At 70.8% G+C, this 24,751-nt stretch carries 17 protein-coding genes; 8 read left to right on the top strand and 9 right to left on the bottom strand.

Annotated elements, in window-relative coordinates; genetic code table 11:
- Positions 1-153: 153 nt before the first annotated feature.
- A complete protein-coding gene (locus AC6JA9_RS02085; protein ID WP_194869094.1) occupies positions 154-1,587 on the bottom strand; it encodes a sigma 54-interacting transcriptional regulator in 1,434 nt (477 codons plus the stop codon).
- A 79-nt stretch (positions 1,588-1,666) separates the two neighbouring features.
- On the opposite strand from AC6JA9_RS02085, the gene AC6JA9_RS02080 reads away from it, so the two are divergent.
- Positions 1,667-2,668, top strand: a complete 1,002-nt coding sequence (locus AC6JA9_RS02080; protein ID WP_223751432.1) for an ATP-grasp domain-containing protein — start codon at positions 1,667-1,669, stop codon at positions 2,666-2,668.
- Between the two features lie 161 nt (positions 2,669-2,829).
- Positions 2,830-3,501, top strand: a complete 672-nt coding sequence (locus AC6JA9_RS02075; protein WP_046710549.1) for a DsbA family oxidoreductase — start codon at positions 2,830-2,832, stop codon at positions 3,499-3,501.
- Between the two features lie 66 nt (positions 3,502-3,567).
- On the opposite strand, the gene AC6JA9_RS02070 is transcribed toward AC6JA9_RS02075, so the two are convergent.
- Positions 3,568-4,560, bottom strand: a complete 993-nt coding sequence (locus AC6JA9_RS02070; RefSeq protein ID WP_497959008.1) for an RING finger protein — start codon at positions 4,558-4,560, stop codon at positions 3,568-3,570.
- Positions 4,561-4,801: 241 nt separating this feature from the next.
- Between AC6JA9_RS02070 and AC6JA9_RS02065 the strand changes: the two genes are divergently transcribed.
- The 3 genes from AC6JA9_RS02065 to AC6JA9_RS02055 all read left to right on the top strand — a co-directional run bounded on the left by AC6JA9_RS02065 (position 4,802) and on the right by AC6JA9_RS02055 (position 10,210).
- Complete coding sequence (locus AC6JA9_RS02065) at positions 4,802-6,067, top strand: hypothetical protein (protein WP_497959007.1); 1,266 nt, start codon at positions 4,802-4,804, stop codon at positions 6,065-6,067.
- 796 nt (positions 6,068-6,863) lie between these two features.
- Positions 6,864-7,619 carry a carboxypeptidase regulatory-like domain-containing protein gene (locus tag AC6JA9_RS02060; protein ID WP_223782209.1) on the top strand — a complete coding sequence of 252 codons (756 nt, stop codon included), beginning with the start codon at positions 6,864-6,866 and terminating at the stop codon, positions 7,617-7,619.
- 194 nt (positions 7,620-7,813) lie between these two features.
- Positions 7,814-10,210, top strand: coding sequence for a sensor histidine kinase (locus tag AC6JA9_RS02055; protein WP_473566670.1), 2,397 nt, complete (start codon positions 7,814-7,816; stop codon positions 10,208-10,210).
- Between the two features lie 3 nt (positions 10,211-10,213).
- Here AC6JA9_RS02055 and AC6JA9_RS02050 read toward each other — a convergent pair whose 3' ends face one another.
- Together AC6JA9_RS02050 and AC6JA9_RS02045 are read right to left on the bottom strand one after the other, a co-directional pair.
- Complete coding sequence (locus tag AC6JA9_RS02050; RefSeq protein ID WP_497959006.1) at positions 10,214-11,296, bottom strand: TolB family protein; 1,083 nt, start codon at positions 11,294-11,296, stop codon at positions 10,214-10,216.
- 25 nt (positions 11,297-11,321) lie between these two features.
- Complete coding sequence (locus AC6JA9_RS02045) at positions 11,322-12,950, bottom strand: golvesin C-terminal-like domain-containing protein (protein WP_223751438.1); 1,629 nt, start codon at positions 12,948-12,950, stop codon at positions 11,322-11,324.
- A gap of 441 nt (positions 12,951-13,391) precedes the next feature.
- On the opposite strand from AC6JA9_RS02045, the gene AC6JA9_RS02040 reads away from it, so the two are divergent.
- Together AC6JA9_RS02040 and AC6JA9_RS02035 are read left to right on the top strand one after the other, a co-directional pair.
- Positions 13,392-14,129: a metallophosphoesterase gene (locus AC6JA9_RS02040; RefSeq protein ID WP_074948436.1), complete on the top strand. Its 738-nt coding sequence runs from the start codon at positions 13,392-13,394 to the stop codon at positions 14,127-14,129.
- A 63-nt stretch (positions 14,130-14,192) separates the two neighbouring features.
- Positions 14,193-14,774 (top strand): TIGR02265 family protein, encoded by a 582-nt coding sequence (locus tag AC6JA9_RS02035; protein ID WP_223782206.1) that lies wholly within the window; start codon positions 14,193-14,195, stop codon positions 14,772-14,774.
- On the opposite strand, the gene AC6JA9_RS02030 is transcribed toward AC6JA9_RS02035, so the two are convergent.
- Together AC6JA9_RS02030 and AC6JA9_RS02025 are read right to left on the bottom strand one after the other, a co-directional pair.
- A complete protein-coding gene (locus AC6JA9_RS02030) occupies positions 14,775-15,797 on the bottom strand; it encodes a hotdog family protein (protein ID WP_223751439.1) in 1,023 nt (340 codons plus the stop codon).
- A 589-nt stretch (positions 15,798-16,386) separates the two neighbouring features.
- The gene (locus AC6JA9_RS02025; protein ID WP_370640435.1) at positions 16,387-18,333 is read right to left on the bottom strand and encodes a potassium transporter Kup; all 1,947 of its coding nucleotides are present in this window, start codon (positions 18,331-18,333) and stop codon (positions 16,387-16,389) included.
- Between the two features lie 214 nt (positions 18,334-18,547).
- Here AC6JA9_RS02025 and AC6JA9_RS02020 point away from each other — a divergent pair, with 214 nt between their 5' ends.
- Complete coding sequence (locus AC6JA9_RS02020; protein WP_223751441.1) at positions 18,548-21,283, top strand: sensor histidine kinase; 2,736 nt, start codon at positions 18,548-18,550, stop codon at positions 21,281-21,283.
- Between the two features lie 9 nt (positions 21,284-21,292).
- Here AC6JA9_RS02020 and AC6JA9_RS02015 read toward each other — a convergent pair whose 3' ends face one another.
- The 3 genes from AC6JA9_RS02015 to AC6JA9_RS02005 form a co-directional block, all read right to left on the bottom strand.
- Positions 21,293-21,838, bottom strand: a complete 546-nt coding sequence (locus tag AC6JA9_RS02015; RefSeq protein ID WP_141324180.1) for a hypothetical protein — start codon at positions 21,836-21,838, stop codon at positions 21,293-21,295.
- A gap of 169 nt (positions 21,839-22,007) precedes the next feature.
- On the bottom strand, positions 22,008-22,556 hold the full coding sequence (locus AC6JA9_RS02010) for a hypothetical protein (RefSeq protein WP_483576780.1): 549 nt from the start codon (positions 22,554-22,556) through the stop codon (positions 22,008-22,010).
- 111 nt (positions 22,557-22,667) lie between these two features.
- Positions 22,668-24,689 (bottom strand): S9 family peptidase, encoded by a 2,022-nt coding sequence (locus AC6JA9_RS02005; RefSeq protein WP_497959005.1) that lies wholly within the window; start codon positions 24,687-24,689, stop codon positions 22,668-22,670.
- Between the last annotated feature and the right edge of the window lie 62 nt (positions 24,690-24,751).

Raw genomic sequence — 24,751 nt, 5'->3', positions numbered from 1 at the left:
GGCAGCACGCAGTTTCCCGGGAGTTCTCCCCGGGAGGACATACGTCAACTTGCCCGTGGGGGCGGGATGTCTGTCAGTGGGCGCTACAGACCGAGCGCGTCATGTCTCATGTCTGTCACATGCGCCGGGGGCGGGGTGGAAACACCCCCAGGGTCAGCGCGGCTTCATGCCCTTGGTGTCGAGCTGATACTTCTTCACCAGCCGCTCGATGGACTTCCGGTGCAGGCCGCTCTCGCGCGCGGCCCGGGAGAGGTTCCCCTCGCAGCGGGTGAGCACGCTGGTGACGTACTCGCGCTCGAAGTTCTCCAGCAGCTGCTCCTTGGCGTCCTTGAAGGAGAGGTGCTCGTTGAACGGCAGCGGGCCCTCCCGCGCCTGACCCCGCACGCGCGGAGGAAGGCTCGACGGCTGGATTTCTTCACCCTCGCTGAACGTCAAGACATGCGACAGGACGTTCATGAGCTCGCGGACGTTGCCGGGCCAGGGGTAGGCCATGAGCAGGCCCATGGCCTCGGCGGAGAAGCGCTTCTTGCCGTGCTTCTGGACGACGTCGGGGGCGGCGAGGGCCCCCTTGAGGATGAGGGGGATGTCGTCGCGGCGCTGGCGCAGCGGGGGCAGCTGGATGGTGATGACGGAGAGGCGGAAGTAGAGGTCCTCGCGGAAGTTGCCGGCCTGTATCTCCTTCATGAGGTCGCGGTTGGTGGCGGCGATGACGCGGCAGCTGACCTCGATGACGTCGTTGCCGCCCACGCGGCGCACCTCGTGGTTCTCCAGCACGCGCAACAGCTTGGGCTGAAGGTCCAGGCGCAATTCGCCCAGCTCGTCCAGGAAGATGGTGCCGCCGTGCGCGCGCTCGAAGGCGCCGGGCCGTCCGCTCACCGCGCCGGTGAAGGCGCCCTTCTCGTGACCGAACAGCTCGCTCTCGATGAGGTTGGGCGGAATGGCGCCGCAGTCGAGCACCTCCATGGGGGACTTGTTGCGGCCCGACAGCTCGTGGATGGCGCGGGCGACGAGCTCCTTGCCGGTGCCCGTCTCGCCCTGGATGATGACGGACACGTCGAGCGGGGCGATCTTCTTGATGAGCCCGAATATCTGGCGCATCTTCATGCTCTGGCCAACCATGCCGCACAGCTCGCCGTCGCGGTCCGGCTCGACGGTGACCTCCTCGTCGAGCGGCGCGAAGGTGAGCACCGACGAGCCCGCGCGAATCTGCGAGCCCGGTGACAGGTAGGCGCGCTCAATCCTGCGCCCGTCCAGGAACGTGCCGTTGGTGGAGCCCAGGTCCACGAGCAGGTAGCCGCGCTCGGTGAACTGGATTTCGAAGTGGTGACGGCTGGCGGTGCGGTCCTCCACCAGAATCAGGTCGTTGCCCGGGTGCGCGCCGCAGCGCAGGCGCTCCTTGTCGCTCACCACGGAGCGGCCCGTGTCCGGCCCGGACGTCACGGCCAGCCGGCACTTGTGGAGCTTCACCGTGGTGCGCGGGTCCACCACGAGCGTCTCTCCCAACAACGGGGAGTGGGCGAGGTCTAACCCGGCGGCATCTCCGGGGCTGGTGTGGATGTCGTCGGGATGCGGATCTGTCGCGCTCATCTGTCACGGGAGGATAGCAAACGCGCCCCCCGCAGCCGCCTGTGTCCGCGGGTACGTGCTACGCTCGATTGCTCCGCCCATGTCTCCCCGAAAAATCCAGCAGAAGAAGGCCCCGGCCATGCCTGGGTCCAAGGCACCCGAGCATCCCGCGCCGCGTCGTGGCCGCGTGAAGAAGACGGTGGCCATCCTGTCCCGGAAGCGCTCGTTGTACTCCACCCGACGCCTGGTGGCGGCCATCCGGGAGCGGGGACACCGCCCGCTGGTGCTGGACACGCTGCGTTGCTGCCTGCTGCTCGCGCAGGGGACGCCGCGCATGACTTACCGCGGTGTGGAGATGCGCGGCGTGGACGTGGTGGTGCCGCGCATCGGCGCGTCCATCACCGCGTACGGGCTGGCGGTGGTGAACCACTTCGAGATGATGGGGGTGCCGGTGCTCAACCCGCAGACCTCCATCGCGCGCAGCCGGGACAAGCTGCGCGCGCTGCAGTTCCTGTCGCGTTCCGGACTGGACATCCCGCGCACGGTGATGGCGCACGACCGCAGCAACGTGAAGAAGCTGGTGCAGGAGGTGGGCGGGCTGCCCGTCATCATCAAGCTCATCAAGGGCACCCAGGGCGTGGGCGTGATGATTGCGCACACGCTGCCGGAGGTGCAGACCATCCTGGATACGTTCTGGGACCTGGGTCAGGAAATCGTGCTCCAGGAGTTCGTCGCGGAGAGCGAGGGCCGGGACGTGCGGGCGCTGGTGGTGGGCCAGCGCGTGGTGGGGGCGATGCGGCGGCGCGCGAAGAAGGGCGAGTTCCGCTCCAACATCCACCGCGGCGGCGAGGGGCAGGCAATCGAGCTTCCGGCGGCATACACGGAGGCGGCCGTGCGGGCCGCGAGCATCATCGGCCTGGAGGTGGCGGGCGTGGACATGCTGGAGGGCCACGCGGGTCCCCGGCTGATGGAGATCAACTCCAGCCCCGGCTTCGAGGGGTTGGAGAGGGCGACGGGGCGCGACATCGCGGGAGAAATCGTCGAGCACGCGCTGGCTTACGCGGCGGCGAAGTCCGGTGGCACGCGGGTGTCCGGCGGGTAGCAGGCGCGGTGTCCAAGACTGCTCGCATGCCCTGGAGCAGGCGAGCAGCCAGGGCCGCAGGTACCTTGGATGCTCCACAGGAACACAGGAATGCCTTCACGGGCCGGTTGTCATGGGGAGTTGGCAGCGGCGCGGCGTGGCCTCTAATCTGGCGGCCCCCCATGAAAACGCTGCACAAGCCGCTGCAGGTTACCGTCTACCAGGACGTGCTCTGTGCCTGGTGCTATCTCGCCGACCTGCGCCTGGACGTACTGCGCCAGGAGTTTGGCGACGCCGTCCGCTGGAGCGTGAGGCCCTACCCTCTGCGCGTTCACGACGTGCTTCCCACGGAGCGCGAGAAGCGCGGGCTCGTGGAAGAAGTGCAGCGTGCGCAGCGCGAGTCGGACCTCACCGCGCCACTGCTCTCCACGGACCTGTGGCTGGGCGGAGACCCGCCGCGCAGCAGCGTGCCGGCGCTGGCGGCGCTGGAGGCCGCGCGACTGCAGGGTCCGAATGCGCGGATGTTCCTCGCGCGGGCGATGCAGCGCGCGGCGCTGGAGCAGGGCGTCAACGTGTCGCGGCCGGACGTGGTGTTCGAGCTGGCGTCGCGCGTGGGCCTGGCGATGAACGAGTTCTCCGCCGCCTTCCGCTCCGAGGAGACGCGCCGGCTCATCCTGGATGAGCACCGCGACGCGGCCGGGCGCGGCGTGCGCGGCGTGCCCACGCTGGTCATCGGTGGGCGCTGGATGTTGTGCGGCCTGCGCGAGCTGTCCGAGTACCGCGAGCACATCCTGGCCTGCATGGGCCGGGTGGCCGTGCCGCGCTCGGGTTCTTCAGAGCGGCTGGTGCACTGAAGCACCGAAGCCGTCACCGGGGCCCGCCCTGCCGCGCGGGCCCCGTGGGCTGCAGGTCCTCCGGCTTCAGCCGAAGCGCTCCTGGCGTCCGCCGCGGCTGATGGCCAGGTAGAGGCCCGCGAGCAGCAGCTGGAAGAGGCCCATGGCGGGCAGCGCGGGCAGGCAGCACAGGATGAAGCCCAACGCCACGATGAAGCCGCCCAGCGCCAGGACGCCGAGGATGGAGAGCCGGAAGCCCTTGGCGTGGGTGTAGGCCAGGCGCAGGGTCTCCAGCGCGGTGGGGTTCTCCTGGTCCGCCAGCGCGGGCTGCACGAGGACCAGCGGGAGCATCAGCCACATGCCCGGGCCCAGGTAGAGCACCGCGGACACGAGCACCATCAAGCCGATGAGACCGGGTGACACGCCGCGCATCGCGCCGTCGAACTCGGAGAGGGAGTTCAGCTCGGCCAGGGAGATACCCGCGCCGGCGACGAAGATGGCCACCAGGATGCCCAGGCCGACGAACACGAGCGGCAGCACCAGCGCGAACGTCAGCAGCATCGTGAGCAGGTAGGTGCCCAGCTTGGAGAACTGGGAGAACACGCGCGCCAGGTCCGCGCGCTGGCCCTGAAGCACGTCCATGGCCATGCGCAGGAAGCCCAGCGTCACCGCGCCCTGAATCACCCACGTGAGCGCGACGCCCACCAGCGTCGTCATCACCATGGCGACCACGCTGTCGGTGGCGGCGCCGATGAACGAGAACATCTGGGACAGGAGGTTTCCGCCGATGGACGCGGCGAAGACGAGCAGCGCGCCGACGCTGAGCATCACCCACTCGCGCTTGAACGCGTCCAGGCACACGTCGAACAGGCGGCTGAAGGACCAGTTGTCCCGGTCCAACGGGAAGTCCCGGCCCAGGCCCTCGCGGGCGCGACAGGGGGGACAGTGCGACTGCGTGCCGCGCTCGCTGCACGTGTCACACATGAAGTTGCCGCAGCGCGTACAGGTCCGCTGCGCGAGGTCATCCGGGTGCAGCGGGCACGTCGCGCCCCTCGCCCTTCCGAAATCCGAATCCGACATGAGTGCCCTGCTCCTCGCGCGACGGGTCCGGTTCACCCCGGCTGCCTCGACTCGCGCCGTCCTTCCATGAAGGACCTACACCAGCCAGCCCTGTGTTCACCAGGGCACAGGGGCGCTTAAGCAGGTGGCGGGCGGGCGGGAAGCGTGGGGGCGTGAATTTTCTCGGGGCCTGCGCGTCTGGAATTCCGTGGTCGCGAAGGGGGACTGGCTGCAGAGGCCCTTCGCGCGGGAGACTCGTCACATGCGCCGATTGCTCGCACTCGCCATCCCCCTGGCCCTGATGATGGGAACGGGTTGCTACGCCCACTATCACGGCCCCGCCGCTCGCCGCGCCGTGGTGGTCGAGTACAGCTACTCGGGCTACCACCCCATTCCGGATGACGACGGCGGTGGCTGGTGCCCGTATGACCACGTGCACTCGCACGGCTACCAGCCGTCGACGACGTATTACACGTACACCGACGACGTGTACTACTACCGGGGTCCGGCGGTGGTCTGGTACTGGGACTTCCACCTGGATCCGCTGGGCGTCGCGTGCCACCACCACGGGCGGCACTCGCACGACTACTACCCCTCGTCGGGTCGGGCGTACCGCTGGGAGCGCAACCGCGGCTACGTGTACGACCGGACCCACGCGGCCTCCGCGGTCTACAGCTACACGCGGCCCGGCTCGCGGCCGACGACGACGCGCAACTACACGCCTCGCGACAATGACCGTCCGCCTCCGGGTGGCACGGGCTGGGGCACGCAGCCTCCTCGCGGCGGCTCGCGCTACAACGACAACAACAACGGCGGCGGCTGGGGCAGCAGCGGGGGCAACAACAACGGCGGTGGCTACGGGCGGGACAACAACGGTGGCTCGCGTCCGGGACGCGGCCACGGTCGGGACCGCGACGATGACGACCGTGGCAACAACGGCGGCGGCTGGGGCAACAGCGGCGGCGGCTACGGCAACAACGGCGGCGGCACGCCTCCGAGCGGTGGTGGCAACTCCGGCGGTGGCTACGGGAACAACGGCGGTGGCACGCCTCCGAGCGGTGGTGGTAGCTCCGGCGGTGGGTACGGCAACAGCGGTGGCGGCACGCCTCCGAGCGGCGGCGGCAACTCCGGCGGTGGTTACGGCCGCGGCAACCGCGACGATGACCGCGATAACGACCGTGGCAATGACCGTGGGAACAGCGGCGGACGTGGGAGCAGCGGCGGCGGCTGGAACACTGGTGGCGGACGCGGCAGCAGCGGCTCGAGCAGCGGCAGCAGCGGCTCGAGCAGCGGCAGCAGCGGCTCGAGCAGCGGCAGCAGCGGTGGTGGCTGGAGCAACGGTGGCGGGCGCGGCAGCAGCGGCAGCAGCAGCGGCGGGAGCAGTGGCGGCGGCTGGAGCAACGGTGGCGGGCGTGGCAGCAGCGGCTCAAGCAGCGGTGGCGGTCGGAGTTCTGGCGGTGGTTCCTCGGCGCCGAGTGGCCGCTCCGGTTCCTCCGGCTCCAAGAGCAGCGGCGGCGGCTGGCGCTGATTCATCGGGCACAGGCGCCCCGGAGTCGATGGACCTGGCGGCGGGACTCACTGACCGCGAGCGTCTCGGAGTCGATGGGCCTGGCGGCGGGTGCTGACTCACCGGCCGCGAGCACCTCGGAGTCGAGGGACCTGGCGGCGGGTGCTGACTCACCAGCCGCGAGCACCTCGGAGTCGAGGGACCTGGCGGCGGGTGCTGACTCACCGGCCGCGAGCACCTCGGAGTCGATGGACCTGGCGGCGGGACTCACTGACCGCGAGCGTCTCGGAGTCGATGGGCCTGGCGGCGGGTGCTGACTCACCGGCCGCGAGCACCTCGGAGTCGATGGACCTGGCGGCGGGACACACCGGCCGCGAGCACCTCGGAGTCGATGGACCTGGCGGCGGGACACACCGGCCGCGAGCGTCTCGGAGTCGATGGACCTGGCGGCGGGTGCTGACTCACCAGGCGCACCTCGGAGGTTGTTGGATTCGCTTCCGAGGCGGGGCTGGCCCTGAAACACATGGCGCGAGCGCGCCTCGGAGTTGATGGATTCAAGACACCGGGCCACGTCCCACGTCCCTCTCGGACGGGTGGGCGGCCCGGTGTCTGCTTTCCGGGGTGGGGGCGAGTCGTCGAACAGGGGACGGAGAGCTCGGCGGTGGATTGCCGTGCGAAGAGGGCATGGAAATGTTGGCGAGCGATGAAGCGCCCTTTTCTTCTGACTTCTTGTGTACTGCTCGGGCTCGCGTCGTCCGCTTGTGGCTCCGGGGGCCCTGCCCCCGACCCTGGCTTCCAGACCGAGGATGCCGAGTCGGTGGACCTGGACAACCTCCGCATCCGCGTCAGCGGACGCGCGCGCGTGCTCCCCGAGGCCGAGCGATGGCTCGCCGCCCAGGGACAACCCACGCCCACGTTGGACGGAGTCCCCATCGCCATCCAGGAGCCGCTCCGCGTGGCGGTGAATGACGACAACCCCACGTTCGGCACCGGCACCGTGGAAGCCGATGGCGCCTTCGCCGTGGAGGACGTCCCCGTCCGCGAGGTCCACCAGGGGCTGGCGACGAGCCTGGAAGGCGCGGGACTGGTGCGCACGCTCACGCCCGTCTACGACAGCGTCTTCACCGGAGCACGCCCCCGCACGGACGTCATCGAGGCGAGCGTGTGGGCCCTGCCCGAACAGTTCCATGACGCGCTGAGCACGACCTTCGGTGAGCCCCTCCTTCGCGGGCTGACGAGTGATCGCGCCCGCACGTTGCGCGACGCGGGCTTCGTGCTGGGACGCGTCGTCGATGCGAGCGGACAGCCTCGCGCGGGCGTGCGCGTGGTGCCGGACCGGAGCGAGCTGGCCGAGCGCATCTTCTACCCGTCCGCGGACTTCAACGGCGTCGACCAGGTCGGCACGTCCTCGGATGGATTGTTCATCTACGTCCACACCGGCCTGGACGCGGAGACGTTCCGACTCGGCGTCGAGGGTGACGACACGTACGTGGCTCGCAACGCCTCCGTCGCGCCCGGGTGGGGCTTCGTGCTCACTGTCTACCCCGGCATCTACGCGCCCGCCGCGCCCTGACTGGGCGCACGAGCCCCGCGCGCGGCGGCCTGGGCAGCCGAGCGTCCACCCTGCCCCGCCGTGCGACGCGGGGCTCGGACGCGATGTGCATCCATCTCCCGGACAGGTGCGTGAGGAGCGAGTCGGAGGACCGACGCGTGTGACGACATCGTCCGCGCGCGACCGCCACCTCCGCGCGGCCCAGGGGGGCGCCGATGCAGCCGAATGGCGGGGGCCAGACCCGCAACCAGAGCGTGGCCCGCGCACTCGCCTGGGTCGCGGCGCTGGTCGTCCTCCTGCTGGGACTGGCCACCCTCACCGGCTGGCTGCTCTCGGCGCGCCCCCTCTTTCCCGAGGGCGATAGCAGACCCGCCACCGCGCCTCGCACCAGCCTGGCCCTCGTGCTCGGCGGCCTGGCCCTGGCCCTGAGGTCGTCTGCCCGCTCCTCCCGCGCGCGCCGGAGACTGTCCGCCCTCTGCGCCGCCGGCATGTGGCTCATCGGCTTCGTCAGCGCCGCACAGGACGTCATGCCTCCCATGGGCCCCCTGGACGCGCTCTTCACCCAGGCGTCCGGCGTGCTCGACCTGCGCATCCGCCCCTCGCCGCTCACCGCCCTGTGCCTGCTCCTGCTCGGCACCGCGATGCTCCTCCCCGAGCGCAAGGGGCCTCGACTGTCGTGGAACGACGCGCTCGTGATGGCCGCGGCGCTGGTGGCGCTCCTGGGCTTCAATGGCCTGCTGCTCGGCCCGCTCGTCGGCGCGGCGGGAGAGACCTTCCCAGCCCGGCGCAGCATGGGCCTCTACACCGCCATCGCCGTGCTGCTGCTGGGCGTGGGCGTGCCCTGCTCGCGGCCCGAGCGAGGGCTGGCGGAGCGGCTCACCCGGGACTCGCTGGGCGGATTCCTCGCGCGGAGGATGGTGCCCCTCGCCCTGCTGGGACCCACCCTGCTGGGCGCGTGCCTGGCCCTGCTCCATCTGGCGGGACTGCTCGGACACGAGGCGAAGCTGCCCCTCTTCGCCACCCTCCTCAGCGCGGGCGGCGCGGTGCTCGTGCTGCTGGTGGCACGCGCGCTGGAGTTGCTCGAGGCGGGACAGCGCCGCGCCACGGCCGCGCTCGCCGCCTCCGAGGCCCGCTACCGGGGCCTGCTGGAGACCACCCCCGAGCCCCTGCTCATGGTCGACGCGAGCGGACGGATGCGCTTCGTCAACACGGAGGCGGAGCGCGTGTTCGGCCACCCCCGCGAGGCCCTCCTCGGACACGAGGTCGAGGTGCTCGTGCCCGAGGGGCTCTTCGGAGGCCAGCGCCTGGACGGGGACTCCACCGCGCGCGCCCTGCGCGGACGACGGGCGGACGGCACTTCTGTTGCTTTGGAAGCACGGTTGCGAAACGTGCATGGCCCCGAGGGCCCCAGCCTGCTCGTCGTCCTGCGCGACGTCACCGAGCGCGAGCAGGCCCTTGCCCGGCTCCAGGCGGCGCACGAAGAGGCCGAGGTGCAACGCGGGCTCGTGCAGGCGGTGCTCAACCACGCCCCCGTGGGCGTGCTCTTCACGGACCCGACGCGGGACTCGCTGCTGATGGCCAATCCCTTCGCACAGACGATGCTCGGCCCGATGCCGGAGCACCCCAGGCGCGGCGCCTACCTGGACCGGCTGAGACACCCCGACGGGCGTCCGTTGACGATGGAGGACCTGCCTTCCACCCGAGCGGTGCGGACCGGCGAGGTCGTGGGCCCCGAGGAGCTGCTCATCACGCGGCCCGATGGCGGGACGACGCCCGTGCTCATCACCGCCGCGCCGGTGTTCGGCCCCCAGGGAGAGCCGCGCGGCGTGGTCGTCACCGGCCAGGACCTGACGACCCGCCACGAGCTGGAGCGCCTGCGCGAGGAGTACGTGAGCCTCATCTCGCATGACCTGCGCAATCCCCTGCAGGGCATCACCCTGCGCGCCAGCCTGCTCACCCACGCGCTGAAGGAGCGCGGCATGGCACGCGAGGAGGCCCTCACCGAGGCCATCCTCCGCAACGTCGAGTGGATGAAGTCCATGATTGAAGAGCTGCTCGAGGGCTCGCGCCTGGAGTCTCGCCGCGTGGAGCTGCGCCGCGAGCCGACGGACGTGGTGCGCTTCCTGGAAGGCGTGCTCGAACGCGACGTCCCGCCGGACCTGCGCGAGCGCTTCCTGCTGGAGGTCGCCACACCCGTGCCCCTGGCGTGGGTGGACACCGCGCGACTGGAGCGGGTGCTCACCAACCTGCTGGGCAACGCGGCCAAGTACAGCCCCGCCGGGCGCCCCATCCACGTGCGCGTGTCCGCCTCGCCGGAGGACCACGTCGTGGTGGCGGTGCGCGACGAGGGCCCGGGCCTGGCGCGCGAGGACGCGGAGCACGTCTTCGACAAGTACTTCCGCACCCGTCAGGGCAGCGCGTCCGACACGCAGGGCCTGGGGCTGGGCCTCTACATCAGCCGGCTCATCATCGAGGCCCACGGCGGACGCATCTGGGTGGAGAGCGAGCCGGGTCAGGGCTCCACCTTCTGTTTCAGCCTGCCCGCCACGCCCCAGGGCCCCGAGCCCCACCCTCCCGAGGAAGAGATGGGACCCAAGGGCCTGGAGGAGTGAGCCCTACCGTCGCGCCACCCAGCGCGGCAGCCAGTCCGGCGCCTGGGCGGTGGTGAGGCGCGTCTGGCCGCTGCCATCGGCGCGCATCAGGTACACGTCCGCGTTCCCCTCGCGCTCCGACACGAAGGCCAGGTACTTCCCATCCGGGCTCCACGCCGGCATGTCGTCGCGCCGCTGGCCGTCCGTCAGCGCCACCGGCACGCCGCCCGCCACGGGCACGCGCCACATGCGGCTTCTGCCATCCGACGCCCGGCTCACGTACACCAGCGTCTGGCCGTCCGGGCTGAACGCCGGCTCGCGCTCGTCACCGGAGAAGTGCTCGCCCGACACCGCGCGCAGCTCCGAGCCATCCGGCCGCACCAGGTACAGCCGCTCCCGGTTCTCCCGGTCGCTGATGAAGACGAGCCACTTCCCGTCCGGACTCCATCCCGGGGAGCGGTCCTCGCGATGGAACGCGGTGAGGCGCCGCTCGGCCGTCCCGTCGGCCTTCGTCACGTAGATTTCCGGGTCGCCCTCGCGGCTGCACACGAAGGCCACCTCCTGACCGTCCGGGGAGATGGCGGGCTCGAAGCAGCCTTCCTTCACCTGCGTCAGCCGCACCTCTTGCACCCCCTCGCGCGGCTCCAGTCGCACCAGGTCGCTGAAGCCCTGCGCGTCCGACTCGGCCACCAGCCACGTGCCGTCCGGCGCCCAGCTCGCGTTGCGCGAGCGCGCCCGGGGCGCATGCAGCGGCAAAGCGTCTCCACCGGCGAGCGGCTGGACGCGCAGCTGCTGGAACTGCATCCCGCCCTGCTCCCGCACCGCCACCACGAGCAGGGACTTCCCATCCGGCGCCACGGGACCTGGGTACTCGTCCTCGGGGCCCTTGGTGATTCGCGTCTCCGTCCCGTCAGGGCTCACCTGCCACACGTCCTTCTGACCCGCCCGCTCCGACAGGAAGACCACCGCGCCGGGGATGGCGCGCGCCTCCTCCTTCGACAGCGGCCCGGCGCCCGACGTCCCGCCACACCGGCCGGAACATCCGACGCCGAGCACGGCGAGCGCGGTGAGACTCCACCGCGCCCACCACGGCCAGGAACGCGGCATCCGTTCGAGGCCTCGCATCCTCACGTCACCGCACCCGGATGGCGTCCGCCATGACGACGTAGCCCTCGGTGGCCCAGCGGCTCAGCTGCACCGTGTTCCAGCCCGCGTTGAAGGAGTACGTGCCCAGCGTGTTCCACGCGCTGCCGCCGGTCTGCTGGTTCTTCGTCACCGTCGCATTGCCGCCCGCGTGGTTGATGATGAAGGGCGCCGCGGGGGAGCGGTTGGTGCCCGCCACCCACCACGCGTCGATGGTCTTCGTGCCGGCCGAGGCCAGGTAGAAGTTGAACACCACCGGCTCCGAGATGGGCTGCGTGGAGGCGTAGTAGTAGCCGCTGCCGTAGTAGCCCGCGCTGGTGCCGGCCGCCCACGAGGCAGGCACGTCCGCGCGCGCCTTGCTCGTGTCGTTGTTGGCGTTGTGGCTGTCCACGACGATGGTGCCCGTGGGCGTGCCGCCGTCACCGCAGTAGCTCTTGATCTTGCTGATGTAGCTGCTCCACGGCCAGTTCGGACCCGGGTCCGTGCGGGACGCGGGCTGGAGCCGGCCGTGCGCGACGATGTGGTAGCTGTCGCGGACGATGCCCTGCCCCTTGGTGATGTCGCAGGACAGCTTCGCGGACGCGTCGATCTGCCCGGCCGGGAAGGACGACTGGCTGGCGAAGCCGCCGTGCTCGATGCCCACCGAGAAGTGGTTCACCGACGTGCCCTGGAGGCCGCAGTCCACCTTGCCGTTGAGGTTGCAGTCGTAGGACGCGCCCACGTGCCATGCGCGGTTGGACTCACGCACCAGCTGCGAAATCTCGCTGCCGCTCTCGTTGACCACGTAGTGCGCGGACACGCCCGCCGCGGAGTTCGTCAGCCAGCCCCAGCACCCGGAGTAGCCGCCCTCACAGGTGTGGATGATGATCATCGACACGTTGGTGCCGGACGGACGCGCGTTGTAGTTGGGCGACGCGCGCCAGATGGAGGCCGCGTAGTCCGGGCCCGCCGCCATCGCCTGCATCCTCGGCAGCGCGAACTTCGCCTCCACCGCCGCGCCCTCGAGCGACACGGCCACCTTGCCCTCGGGCGTGAAGGCGCCCGCGCCGTCGCGCAGCGTGGCGTAGACCTCGTTGTGGACGTAGTACGCCTGCACGTCCGGGTCGGTGATGTCCGTCAGCGCCACCGCCACCGGAGCCCACGCGCCCAAATCCTTCCGGTCGATGCCGGCCTCGGCCGCGTGCCTGGACAACAGCGCCGCGCCCGCGCGCAGGTTGGCCAGCGGCTCGCCGCGCACCTGGTCCTCCGTCACACCGGCCAGCGCCGCGCCCTGGGTGATCTTCTCACCGCGCAGGGCCAACAGACCGAACGCCGCGGGGCGGCCCTCGAACTCCTCCTCGCCCTTCACGTGCTCCCAGCGCGTCTCCGTGTAGGAGATGGCCTTGAGCAGGCTCACCGGGACGTCGAACTCCTTCGCCGCCTGGGCGAACAGCGCGTCCAGCTCGCTGGGGGTGCGGCGCGCCTGGTCCGCGATGGCGCGGGCCGCGTCGTCCGCAGCGCCCGAGGGCACCTCCGTGGAAGGCGGGGCCTCCGGCGGCGGCGCCTCTTGCTGCGGACCACACGCAGACAGGGCCAGGGCCGCGGCGGTGGCCGCGAACGTCTTACTCAACACGTGCATGGGAGCTCCTTGAGAGGGGATCAGCAGCTCTGCGCTCCGCACCCGTCCTCGGGAGCGGCGGTGCGGCGTGCCCTGAGCACCATGCGTGCCAACCCCGACTTCCCCGCTTTCAGCCTCCCAACCCACGAGAACTGGAGCGTCGATGCTCCAGCCCCTACCTCCTCCCACTCGGGAACCGGAGCCCGAGTCAACATTTCAAGCCCATGAATTCACGAGGTCGCCCACAGAGGGCTACCCACCCGGCGTGTCCGGAATGGCCGCCGGTGTCGCAGTGGCGTGTTTCGGGACAGGGGTCATGTAAACACGTTTTACTCATTTTCTGATGTCCCTCGTCTTTTCCCACGGGGGCGGATGGGGCCTCGTCCGGCCAGGTGGGAGGCGGCCTCGGTGGCGGGCCGGGTTCCAGGCGCGGGAGGTCGAATCATCCGCTATGAGGGGGCCATGCGGCTTTTCGGTATCGGCGACACGCACCTGCCCTCCACGCGGAACAAGGACATGGAGCGCTTCGGGTGGATGGAGCACCCGCGGCCCCTGCAGCGCGCGTGGGACGAGAAGGTGCGGCCGGAGGACATCGTCATCGTCGCGGGGGACATCTCCTGGGCGACGCGGCCTCACGAGGTGATGGACGACCTGAAGTGGCTGGACGAGCGGCCGGGGCGCAAGCTCCTGGTGCGCGGCAACCACGACTACTGGTGGGGCGACTCGGCGTCGAAGCTGCGCAAGCTGCTCGAGCCGTTCAAGACGCTGGAGGCGTTCCTCCACAACAGCGCGGCGGTGATGGGGCCGTGGGTGATTGCCGGCACGCGGCTGTGGACGGCGCCCGAGGCCCCGCCGATGCCGGGCGGAGAGATGGGCGACGAGCCCATCGACCAGGGCTACGTGGAGCGCGAGACGCGCAGGCTCGCGACGTCCATCGAGGACGCGAAGAAGAAGGAGGCGGCCAGTCCCACGCCGCTGGTGCGCGTGGCCGCCGTGCACTTCCCGCCGCTGTACGCCAACGAGAAGGCCACCGCGTTCAGCGACCCCATCGAGGCGTTCAAGCCGAAGGTGTGCGTGTACGGCCACCTGCACTCGACGGGCATCCCCGCGGGCTTCACCGGCGAGCGGGCCGGCGTGCGCTACGTGCTGGCGTCGTGCGACGCGGCGGGCTTCTCGCCCGTGCTGCTCGACGAGGTGTGAGGATAAGCTCCACCGCTCATCGTCCATACACCCAGGGCCGGTCACCGAGGCAGGAGTGGAGAGATGCCGTCCAACAAGTCGGAGCTCGCCGCGCGACTGGCGGCCACGCAGCCCGGCGACGCGGTGCGAGGGCTGTTCTTCAAGGCGGTGTTCAGCCTGGTCCAACAGCGTGCCGGACTGGCCGCGATGGAGCAGGTGCGCGTGGGGGCGCTGGCCAAGGACTACTCGGACCTGCGCACCTACCCCGTGCAGGAGTTCCTGAACCTGCTGTACCTGGCGGCGGACGCGCTCGAGGAGCCGCTGGGCTCCGAGGAGGCCGTGTACCACGCGTGTGGTGAGTCCAACGTCACGCGCTACTCCACGGGCCCGGGGATGCTCATCTTCGGCATCATCTCCCGAGGAGACCCGCAGAAGCTCTTCTCCGGGGCGCAGATGGGCTACAGCGCGGCCGTCACGTACGGCACCCGCGAGTACGTCACCACGGGGCCCAAGTCCGGCACCCTGCGCGTGCGTCGGGACATGCTGCCCCCCGCGTACCACGAGGGCATCCTCACCGGCGCATTGAAGGTGTTGGGCTTGAAGGGCACGGCGAAGGCCCATCCGCAGGGCATCGACCGCGTCGACTACGACATCACCTGGGAGTGACTACTCCACGCGCTCGTAGGTGACGTCCAGCTCCGCCACCACGCGCTCGCCCACCGAGGCCTGGCAGGAGAAGACGTGGTTGGCGCCATCGCGCGAGCGGCGGTGCGCGCCGAACACCACCGTCTGGCCCGCGTACGCCAGGCTGTCCGCCTTCAGGCGCACGTCCTTGGCCAGCACCCGCGCCCACGGCGCGCCCTCGAGCTTGCGCAACAGCGTCGTCGCCACGCGGGTCATGCCGCTCGCCACAATCGCCACCGGCATCACCGGGTGCAGGGCGAAGTGGCCCTTGCACATCTCCGGGGTGACGGGGCCCAGGGACGCGGTGAGGCTCTCATCGTCCGGGCGCCAGTCGCGCAGGGCCAGCGCCTTGCCGTACGGGTTGGAGCGCAGGCGGGCCCACTCCTCGGGGGTGCGCTGGATGCCGTCGTCGCGGCGCGGCTCGCGGCGCATGTCCTGGCGCGCCTCGCCGAACAGGCGGGTGAAGGCGGCGGCGGACAGCACGTTGTAGTCCACCTCCAGGCGGAACACCGGGGTGCCGTCCGGCGCGGACAGCAGCGTGCGCGCGGTGGCGGTGCGCTTGCCGGTGAGGCTGGCCTGCGCCAGGCCCCAGAGCAGGTCCGTGGAGCGCGCCATCGGCTCGCGGCGCAGCCACTCACCGCGCGCGCCGCACGCCAGGTAGAAGTGCTGCCCGTCCTTGGGCGCCACCAGCGCGGACGCGCACGAGCCCAGGATGGCCAGGTGACGGCCCGCCTCCGCGATGCCGATGAGCCCCGCCTCCGCGTCCGGGTCCTGCTGCACCGGGATGCGCGCCACCACCTCGCCCTTGCCCATCACCGTCACGTCCTTCAGCGCGAAGTACGGATCACGCACGCAGATGCGCGGGTACAGCTCCTGCGCGCTCAGCACCGTGTGCGGGGCCAGGTTCGACCAGTCGCGCTGCGGGACGTCGTTCCACGGCGTCGCGGAGGGGGCGCCGGAGGAGAGAGCGGAGGAGAGGAGCGAGGCGGGGGCGACGTCGAGCATGGGGGATGACCTCAGTTCGGACACGGGGTTCTGCGCGACACCTGAAAGCACTGTAAACGAGCTGCCTTCCGTCAGTACAGGATTATTTCTGCCTGATGAAAATATTCTCGCCACAGCGTGCCGAATGTTGCTGGTGAGCGGTAATTTTCTACCGTGGAAGGAAAGAAATCACCGTTTCACTGCACCAGGAGTGCGCCGAAGAGCCCCCCACACCCACACCCAACGCGTAGCGTCAACGCGCTGACTGGGGTGAGCAGCACCCCATTATCGGGACGAGTCGGCCCGTGTTTCCGGAGAGTTACACCGTCACTGGGTGCCCAGACGCAGCGCGTCTTTTCTGACCCCCAAGCGGAAGTGATGCCAACGGCGGAGGATTACAGCCCTGGCGGTGATTCCGGGAACGTAAACGCGGATTCCAGGGACGCCGCCACGCGGGTTTCACGTGGCCGGACGCAACCGGACAGGGGACTCCCGCATCGGGGCGGAATTTCGGGGGGGATTTCATCGGGGGTTTTCCACCGGGCGGGAGGGGCCACACCGGGGCGCGCGGGTGGAGGGCGCGCCCCGGGGCCAGCCTCGGGCCAGGGGGCTACAGCTCGACCTGGCTTCCCAGCTCCACCACGCGGTTGGGCGGAATCCGGAAGTAGGCGGTGGCGCTGCGGGCGTTGCGGCTCATCCAGGAGAAGAGCGCCTCGCGCCACATGGCCATGCCCGGCTTCTTGGAGGGAATCAGCGTCTCGCGGCCCAGGAAGAAGCTGGTGCCCATGAGCTGGAACTGGAGCCCCTTCTCCCGGCAGCGCTTGAGCACGTCGGGGATGCTGGGGTTCTCGGTGAAGCCGTAGGTGGCCACCACGCGGACGAAGCCCTGCTCAAGGGGCTCCACCTCCACGCGCTCCTCGGCGGGGACGTGAGGCACGTCCTGGGTCTGCATCGTCAGGAGCACCACCTGCTCGTGCAGCACCTTGTTGTGCTTGAGGTTGTGCAGCAGCGCGGGGGGCGTGCCCTCGGCGTTGCCCGTCATGAAGATGGCGGTGCCCGGCACACGCACGGGCGGGTGGTCGCCGAAGCTGCCGAGCAGCTCCTTCAGGGGGATGCTCGCGGCGCGCAGCTTGGCGGCGAGGATGTCGCGGCCGCGCTTCCACGTGGTCATCAGGGTGAAGATGACGACGGCCAGCAGCAGCGGGAACCAGCCGCCGTCCGCCACCTTCATCGCGTTGGCGCTGAAGAAGGCCAGCTCGACCGTGAGGAACAGGCCCGCCACGGGCAGGGCCAGCGCGCGGCTGACGCCCCAGCGCTCGCGGGCGACGACATAGGCCATGACGGAGGTGATGAGCATCGTCGTGGACACGGCGATGCCGTACGCGGACGCCAGCGCGCTCGAGGAGCGGAACGTCAGCACCAGCGTGAAGACGCCCACCATCAGCGCCCAGTTGATGCCCGGCAGGTAGATCTGCCCCATCTCCTCGGCGGAGGTGTGCACCACCTCCATGCGCGGGCTGTAGCCCAGCTGCATCGCCTGGCGCGTCAGCGAGAAGGCGCCGGAGATGAGCGCCTGGGAGGCGATGACACCCGCCACCGCCGACAGGAGCACCAGCGGATAGAGCATCCACGAGGGGGCCAGCAGGTAGAACGGATTGCGCGCCGCGCTCGCGTCGCGCAGGAGCAGCGCGCCCTGGCCCAGGTAGTTGAGCATCAGGGCCGGCAGCACCGCGCCGAACCACGCCCAGCGGATGGGCTTCCAGCCGAAGTGGCCCATGTCCGCGTAGAGCGCCTCGCAGCCCGTGACGACCAGGAACACGCCGCCCATGACCAGGAAGCCGTGCCAACCGTTGTGCACGAAGAGCATCACCCCGTGCACGGGGGACAGCGCGCCCAGCACCGCGGGGTTGTGCACCAGCTCCTTCACGCCCAGCGCCGCGAGCGTGAAGAACCACACGCACATCACCGGGCCGAACACCGCGCCGATGCCCGCCGTGCCGTGACGCTGGACCATGAAGACGACGAAGAGGATGGCCAGGGTGATGGGCACGACGAAGGGCTCGAACACGGGGGTGGCCACGCTCAGGCCCTCCACCGCGCTGAGCACCGTGATGGCCGGGGTGATGAGGCCGTCGCCGTAGAGGAGCGCCGCGCCGAAGATGCCCAGGGTGATGAGCACCGGGCGGTTCAGGTGGGTCTGTCCCTTCTGCCGCTGCATCACCAGCGCCATCAGCGCCAGGATGCCGCCCTCGCCCCGGTTGTCCGCCCGCATCACGAAGATGAGGTACTTCACCGAGACGATGATGAGCAGGGACCAGAAGATGAGCGACAGCACCCCGAGGACGTTCTCCGGCGTGGGGTGGATGCCGTGCGGGCCGGTGAAGCACTCGCGCAGCGCGTAGAGCGGGCTCGTCCCGATGTCGCCATAGACGATGCCCAGGGCCCCGAGGGCCAGGAGCGCCGTGCGCTTGAAGGTATCGGGGCCTTCCCGAATCTCCTCGCCGCCCGGTACTCCGGTGGTGGTGGCTTTCACGCGCCCCCCTTTAGCCGAACCCACATGAGTAGCAACCCACCCGGAGACGGGCCCCGTGGATTCCAACGTCCAGGTGCGCCCATGTGCGAGCAGGTAGCCCCAGGCCGGCTCCTTCCGTCGGTTCGCGACGGAGCAGGCGTCCGGAACGAACAGTCAGAGGGGGGCGTATGTTGATTGGCCATGAAGGAAGGCCGGGGGGCCACGGGGGACATGCCCCTGCCTGCTTTCACGTGCTCCCATGCCACCTCGCGGGGGCGCGATGACGATGGCGGTATCCCGGTACGCGGACGCACGACAGTTCGGGGCGCATGCCCCGGAGGTGGAGGAGCGCCTGGCGCTGCTGGCGGAGGCGTCGCGGGTGCTGGCCGACGCCAGCCTGGAGCCTCCCGCCGTGATGGAGCGGCTGTGCGCCCTGGTGGTGCCCTTCCTGGGCGCCGCGTGCACGCTGCGCCTGCTGTCCGAGGATGGCCTGTGGCTGCGCACCATGGCCTCGGCCGCCGCCTCGCCCGAGGCCCGGCTCCTGTTCCAGACGCTCAGCCCTCCGGCGCTGCGCGCGGACGAGGGCCCCTCGCGCGAGGTGCTGCGCACGGGCGAGGCGCAGTGGGCGCCGGACTCGAGCCCGGAGGAGCTGCGCCAATTGGTGCCGCCGCAGCAGCACGGGCTGCTGGAGGACTTCCCCTTCACGCGGTGGATGGTGCTGCCGCTGCGCGCCCGGGGGAAGGCGCTGGGCACGCTCACGGTGTGGAAGGCCCCCACGCCCGAGCGCACCGTCGAGGCCGCGGAGCAGCTGCTCCTGCAGGAGCTGGCGGACCGGGCCGCGATGGCGCTGGACGTGGCGCGCGCGTACGCGGCGGAGAAGCAGGCGAGGCAGGCGGCGGAGGTGGCGGCGGGGCGGCTTGCGCGGCTGCAGCGGGTGACGGCGGAGCTGTCCCAGGTGCTGTCGGCGTCGCGCGTGGCGGAGGTCATCGTCGAGCAGGGCGTGGAGGCGGTGGGCGCGGCGCGCGGCGGGCTGTGGGTGGAGGAGGACGGACACGCGCGGCTCCTGAGGTGCTCGGGCTATGACGACGCCGACTCGGTGGAGGAGGCGTTCGGCCTGCTGCCGCTGGAGAGCCGGGGGCCGGTGACGGAGGCGCTGCGGGAGGGGCGGGCCGTGTGGCTGGAGTCCCCCGAGGCGCTGACGGCGCGCTATCCGGAGGTGGACCAGAAGCGCCACCACGCCATCCGCGCGCCGTCCCCCGCGTCGGCGTGTCTGCCGTTGACGGTGGAGGGCCGGGCGCTGGGCACGCTCCTGTTCGCCTTCTCCGCGCCGCGCGTGTTCGACGCGGACGAGCGCGCGTTCCTGGAGCTGTTGGCCCACCACGCGGGACAGGCGCTGGCGCGGGCGCGGCTCTTGGAGCAGGAGGAGCGGGCGCGCGCGCAGCTGGCCGAGGTCAACGAGCGGCTGGCGGCCATCATCCAGGCCTCGCCGGCCTCCATCATCCTGGTGGACGCGGATGGCACGGTGCGGATGTGGAACCCGGCCGCGGAGCGCATCTTCGGGTGGACGGCCCAGGAGGCGATGGGGCAGGTGCTGCCGGTGGTGCCGCCCGGCAAGCAGGAGGAGTTCCGCCGCAACCTGGCCCGCGCGGGCCGGGGTGAGTCGCTGGGCGGCGCGGTGATGCAGCGCATGCGCAAGGACGGCACGCCCCTGCAGGTGGCGCTGTGGACGGCGGTGGTGCAGCCGGCGAGCGGCGGCTCCGAGCAGGTGCTGAGCATGGCGGTGGACGTCACCGAGCGGCAGCGCAGCGAGAGCGCGCAGCACTTCCTGGCGGAGGCGGGCGGCGTGCTGGCCACCAGCCTGGAGCAGGAGGAGACGCTGGAGCGCGTGGCGCACCTGGCGGTGCCGTCGTACGCGGACTGCTGCGGCGTCTTCCTGGCGGACGAGGACGGACAGGTGCGGTGCGTGGCCTCGGCGCACGCGGACGCGGGCTTGCGCGCGTCGGACGGGCAGCCCGCGCCGGGGCTCGCCGTCGTCGCGCGAGTGGTGGCCTCCGGCGAGGCGGAGCTGCGCACCGGGCTGAGCGCGGACGCGCCCGAGTGCGTGCGCCCGCCCGGCGGGGAGGGCTGCTGGGCGTGGCTGTGCGTGCCGCTCCAGGTGCGCGGACAGACGCTGGGGGCGCTGTCCTTCGTCACCTCGCGGCGCGACTACGACGCGCAGGACCTGGCGCTGGCGCAGGAGCTGGCGCGGCGCGCGGCCCTGGCCATCGACAACGCGCGGCTGTACCGCGAGGCCCGGCACGCCATCCGCCTGCGCGAGGAGTTCCTCTCCATCGCCAGCCACGAGCTGAAGACGCCCATCAGCGCGCTGCAGCTCCAGGTGCAGAGCCTGCTGGCGGGGCTCAAGCGCGGGCCGTCAGCCCTCACGCCGGAGCGGCTGGGGCGGGCGCTGGAGGTGGTGGACCGGCAGGTGAAGCGCCAGACGCAGCTCATCCACGACCTGCTGGACGTGTCGCGCATCAGCGCGGGGCGGCTGGAGCTCAGCCCGGAGCCGCTGGATTTGTCGGCGCTGGTGCGCGAGGTGGTGGAGCGCTTCGAGCCGGAGCTGGAGCGCACGGGCACGCGGCTGGAGCTGACGCTCGCGCCGGAGTCGTTCGGGCTCTGGGACAAGCTGAGAATCGACCAGGTGCTGACGAACCTGGTGAGCAACGCGGTGAAGTACGGGCGCGGCAACCCGGTGCACGTGGTGATGACGGTGGGCCCGGCGTCGGTGCGCGTGGAGGTGCAGGACGGCGGCATCGGCATCAGCGAGGAGAACCTGGCGCGGCTGTTCCACCGCTTCCAGCGCGCCGTGTCCGAGCGGAACTACGGCGGCTTCGGCCTGGGGCTGTGGATTTCGCGCCAGATTGTGGAGGCCATGGGGGGCCTCATCACCGTGAAGAGCGAGCTGGGCGTGGGCTCCACCTTCAGCGTGGAGCTGCCACGCACCCGCCCCTGAGCCAGCGGCTCACAGCGCCAGCAGCAGCAGGGCGGCCTTCTCCTCGGGGCTGGCGGCGAGGAACTCATCCGGCAGCCAGACCTCCGACTCCGGCACCGTGACGGAGTCGCAGCTGCGGCGGCCCGCGTAGGAGCGCCCCGGCTCGCGCGCCTTCAGCCGGTACGTGCAGTCCCGGATGTAGATCTTCAGCTCGTCCTTGGTGAACTTCACGGTGGCGGGCCGGCCGCCGAAGCCGCCCTCGGCCTCCACCGTGTCGCCGTCGCGCTTCACCTTCAGGTTCACCGCGGCGGGGCCCAGCGAGCCCTTCACCTCGCCGTCCTTGAACTTCACGTCCACCACGCCCAGGTACGTCCGGCCCCGGAGCCCATCCTTGGTGCGGGTCACCTGGAAGTCCTGGCCGGTGACTTCATCGGACGTCATCACCAGGTTGTACTGCTGCCGGGCGATTCGCAGGTTGATGGCGTCCTGCTTCGGCGCGGACACCGCCACCCCCGCCCCCAGGACCACCGCCAGAGCCAATACCCCCCGCCGCAGCGGGCTCAGAAAGCGCTTCATCGGAATGCTCCTCGTCGTGGAATACCTTCCCTGAAACGTCCTTCTTCCCATCGCATACCGCGATGCCCCCAACTCCCCGGATTCGCATCCGGGGCACGACACTCGCCCGGGTCGGCCGCCTGCTCGCCCCACCCCCGGGACGGTCCGTGAGGCCCTGGGGCGGACAACGTCAAACCGCCAGCAGCAGCAGGGTCACCTGCTCCTCGGGGCTGGCCTCGAGGAAAGCGTCCGGCAGCCAGAGCTCCGCCTCCCCCCCGGAGCCGCCCGCGCTGCAGTTGCTCTGCCCCGCGTAGGAGCGCCCCGCCTCGCTCGCGCTCAGCCGGTGCGTGCAGTCCCGGACGTAGATCTCCAACGCGTCCTTGGTGAACTTCACGGTGGCGGGCCGGCCGCCGAAGCCGCCCTCGGCCTTCACCGTGTCGCCGTCGCGCTTCACCTTCAGGTTCACCAGCGCGGGGCCCAATGAGCCCTTCACCGCGCCGTCCTCGAACTTCACGTCCACCAGGCCCACGGCGGTCCTCCCCCGCAGGCCCTTGTCCTTCCGGCTCACCTGGAAGTGCTGGCCCGTCACGTCCTCGGCCCGCATGGTGAGGTTGACCTGCCGCAGACCGAACCGGAGGTTGATGGCGTCCTGCTTGGGCGCGGACATCGCCACCCCCGCGCCCAGGACCACCGCCAGCGCCAGAACACCCCGCCGGAGCGGGCTCGGAGAACGCATCATCGGGAAGCTCCTCGTCAGGAAACGCCGTGGAACAACCTTCAGGGAACGCGCGGCCGCCCGGGACATACCGGGATGTCCCGGGGGGGGGGGCGCACGCTGTGTCCGGGGCGCCTACTTCTGCGCGGGCACCTGGGGCGCGCCCAGGTGCTTCTCGAAGAACATCATCGTCGTCATCTGCGCGTAGTCGCGGGTGGGCTTCTTCTGGAAGCCGTGGCCCTCGTCGGTGGCCAGCATGTACCAGACGTCCGGCGAGCGCTGACGCACGGCCTGGACGATCTGCTCCGCCTCCGACTGCGGCACACGCGGGTCATTGGCCCCCTGCTGCACGAAGAGCGCCGCGCGAATCTTGTCCACCGAGCCCAGCGGGGAGATGCGCTCCTGCACGCGGCGCACCTCGGGGATGCGCTCGTCGCCGTACTCCGCGCGCCGCAGGTCCCTGCGGTACGCCTGCGTGTTCTCCAGGAAGCTGGGCAGCGAGGAGATGCCCACCACGTCCACCGCGGCCTTGAAGCGGTCGGGATAGAAGGCCACCGACGCCAGCGTCATGTAGCCGCCGTACGAACCGCCCGAGACACCCACTCGCGTGGCGTCCAGCTCCGGCCGAGAGGCGATGAAGTCCAGCGTCGCGCCGATGTCCTTCAGGCTCTGCTCGCGCTTCACGCCGTCATCCATCGCGCGGTACGCCTTGCCGTACCCGTCCGAGCCGCGCACGTTGGGCACCAGCACCGCCATGCCCAGCTCGCTGGCGATGAACTGGGTGAAGTTGCTGAACATCGGCCGGCTCTGTCCCTCCGGTCCGCCGTGGAAGCTGACGACGACAGGCACCTTCTTGCCGCCCGTGTTCCTGGGCACGTAGAGGAGCGCGGGCACCTGCACGCCGTCGGTGGACGGGTAGCGCACGAGCGTGGGCTCCACGAACGCTTCCGTGTCCAGACCGCCCACCTCCGAGCGCGTCCAGCGCGTCGGCTTGCGCGACTTCAAGTCCACCGTCCACACGTCCATGGGGCTGCGCGCGCTGCCCAGCGAGAGCGCCAGCACGTCCGAGCGCTTGCGCGGGAACTTCAGCCCGCCGCCCACGCCCTTGGGCAGGACCGTCAGCGCGGACAGGGCGCGCGTGCGCGTGTCGAGCAGCGACACCGTGGTGTAGCCGTCCTCGTTGAAGGCCACCGCCAGCTTGCGCCCGTCCGGGGACAGCGCCAGGTCCGTCACGCTCCACCGCACCGCCTTCGTCAGCGACGCGGGCGGCTGGGCCGTGGGCGCGGTGCGCGTGTCGAGCAGGTACAGCTCGGAGAAGTCGCTGTAGCGGTCCGTCACCAGGTACACACCCTGGCCGTCCTTCGTGAAGGTGGCGCCGTCGACGCTGCCCTTGCCCTCGGAGGGCGTGAGCTGACGGCGCTCCCCGGACGCCACGTCCACCAGGAACAGGTCCGAGTCATCCGCGGCCCGGAAGCGCTGCACCAGCAGCTTCGAGCCATCCGCGGAGAACTCCTGCGGTGAGTACGTGCCCTCCAGCTCCGTGAGGCGGCGCGCCTTCGTGGGCTCCGACGTGGGGGCCACGTACACGTCTGTGTCCTTGCCGTTGCGGCCCGTGCCCGCGTACGCCAGCCAGCGGCCATCCGCGGAGACGCGCAGCGCCTCGTGGCGGCTCTTGCCATCCGTCAGGAGCTCCGAGCGGCCCGTGCGCCGGTCCAGCTTGAACACCTGGAAGAACTCACCGCCGCCCTTGTCCTGCAGGTAGTAGACGACGTTCGCGTCGCCCGGCTGGAAGACAGCCCGGTTGATGGGCTCCTTCGCGAAGGTGATTTGCGTGCGCGCGCCCATGGGCATCTCCACCACGTGGAGCTGGTTGGTGTCCGCGAAGCGCGTGGTGATGAGCAGCTGCTTGCCGTCATCACTGGCGTCCGAGAGCGCCGCGGTGCGGGACTCCAGGTACTGCTCCATCCGGCGACGCAGCGCGTCCGGCACCGGGGGCACGTTGCTCACCCACACGTTTGGCTGACCGGGCAGCGGCGCGATTCCGGGCACCTGCGACGGTTTCGCGGCGGCGCCCTGGGCGGCGGCGGGGGTCGCGGCGGGCGCGGGCGCCTGGGTCCAGAGCAAGGACACGACGAGGGGAATCAGGCCTGGGTTCATGGGGCGGGCACGGTAGCAGCGCTCGCGCGGACACGTCCCATCAACCAGGTCCACCGCCTCAT

The organism is Myxococcus sp. MH1 (assembly GCF_059738865.1).
This window is presented reverse-complemented; position numbering and strand designations above follow the sequence as displayed.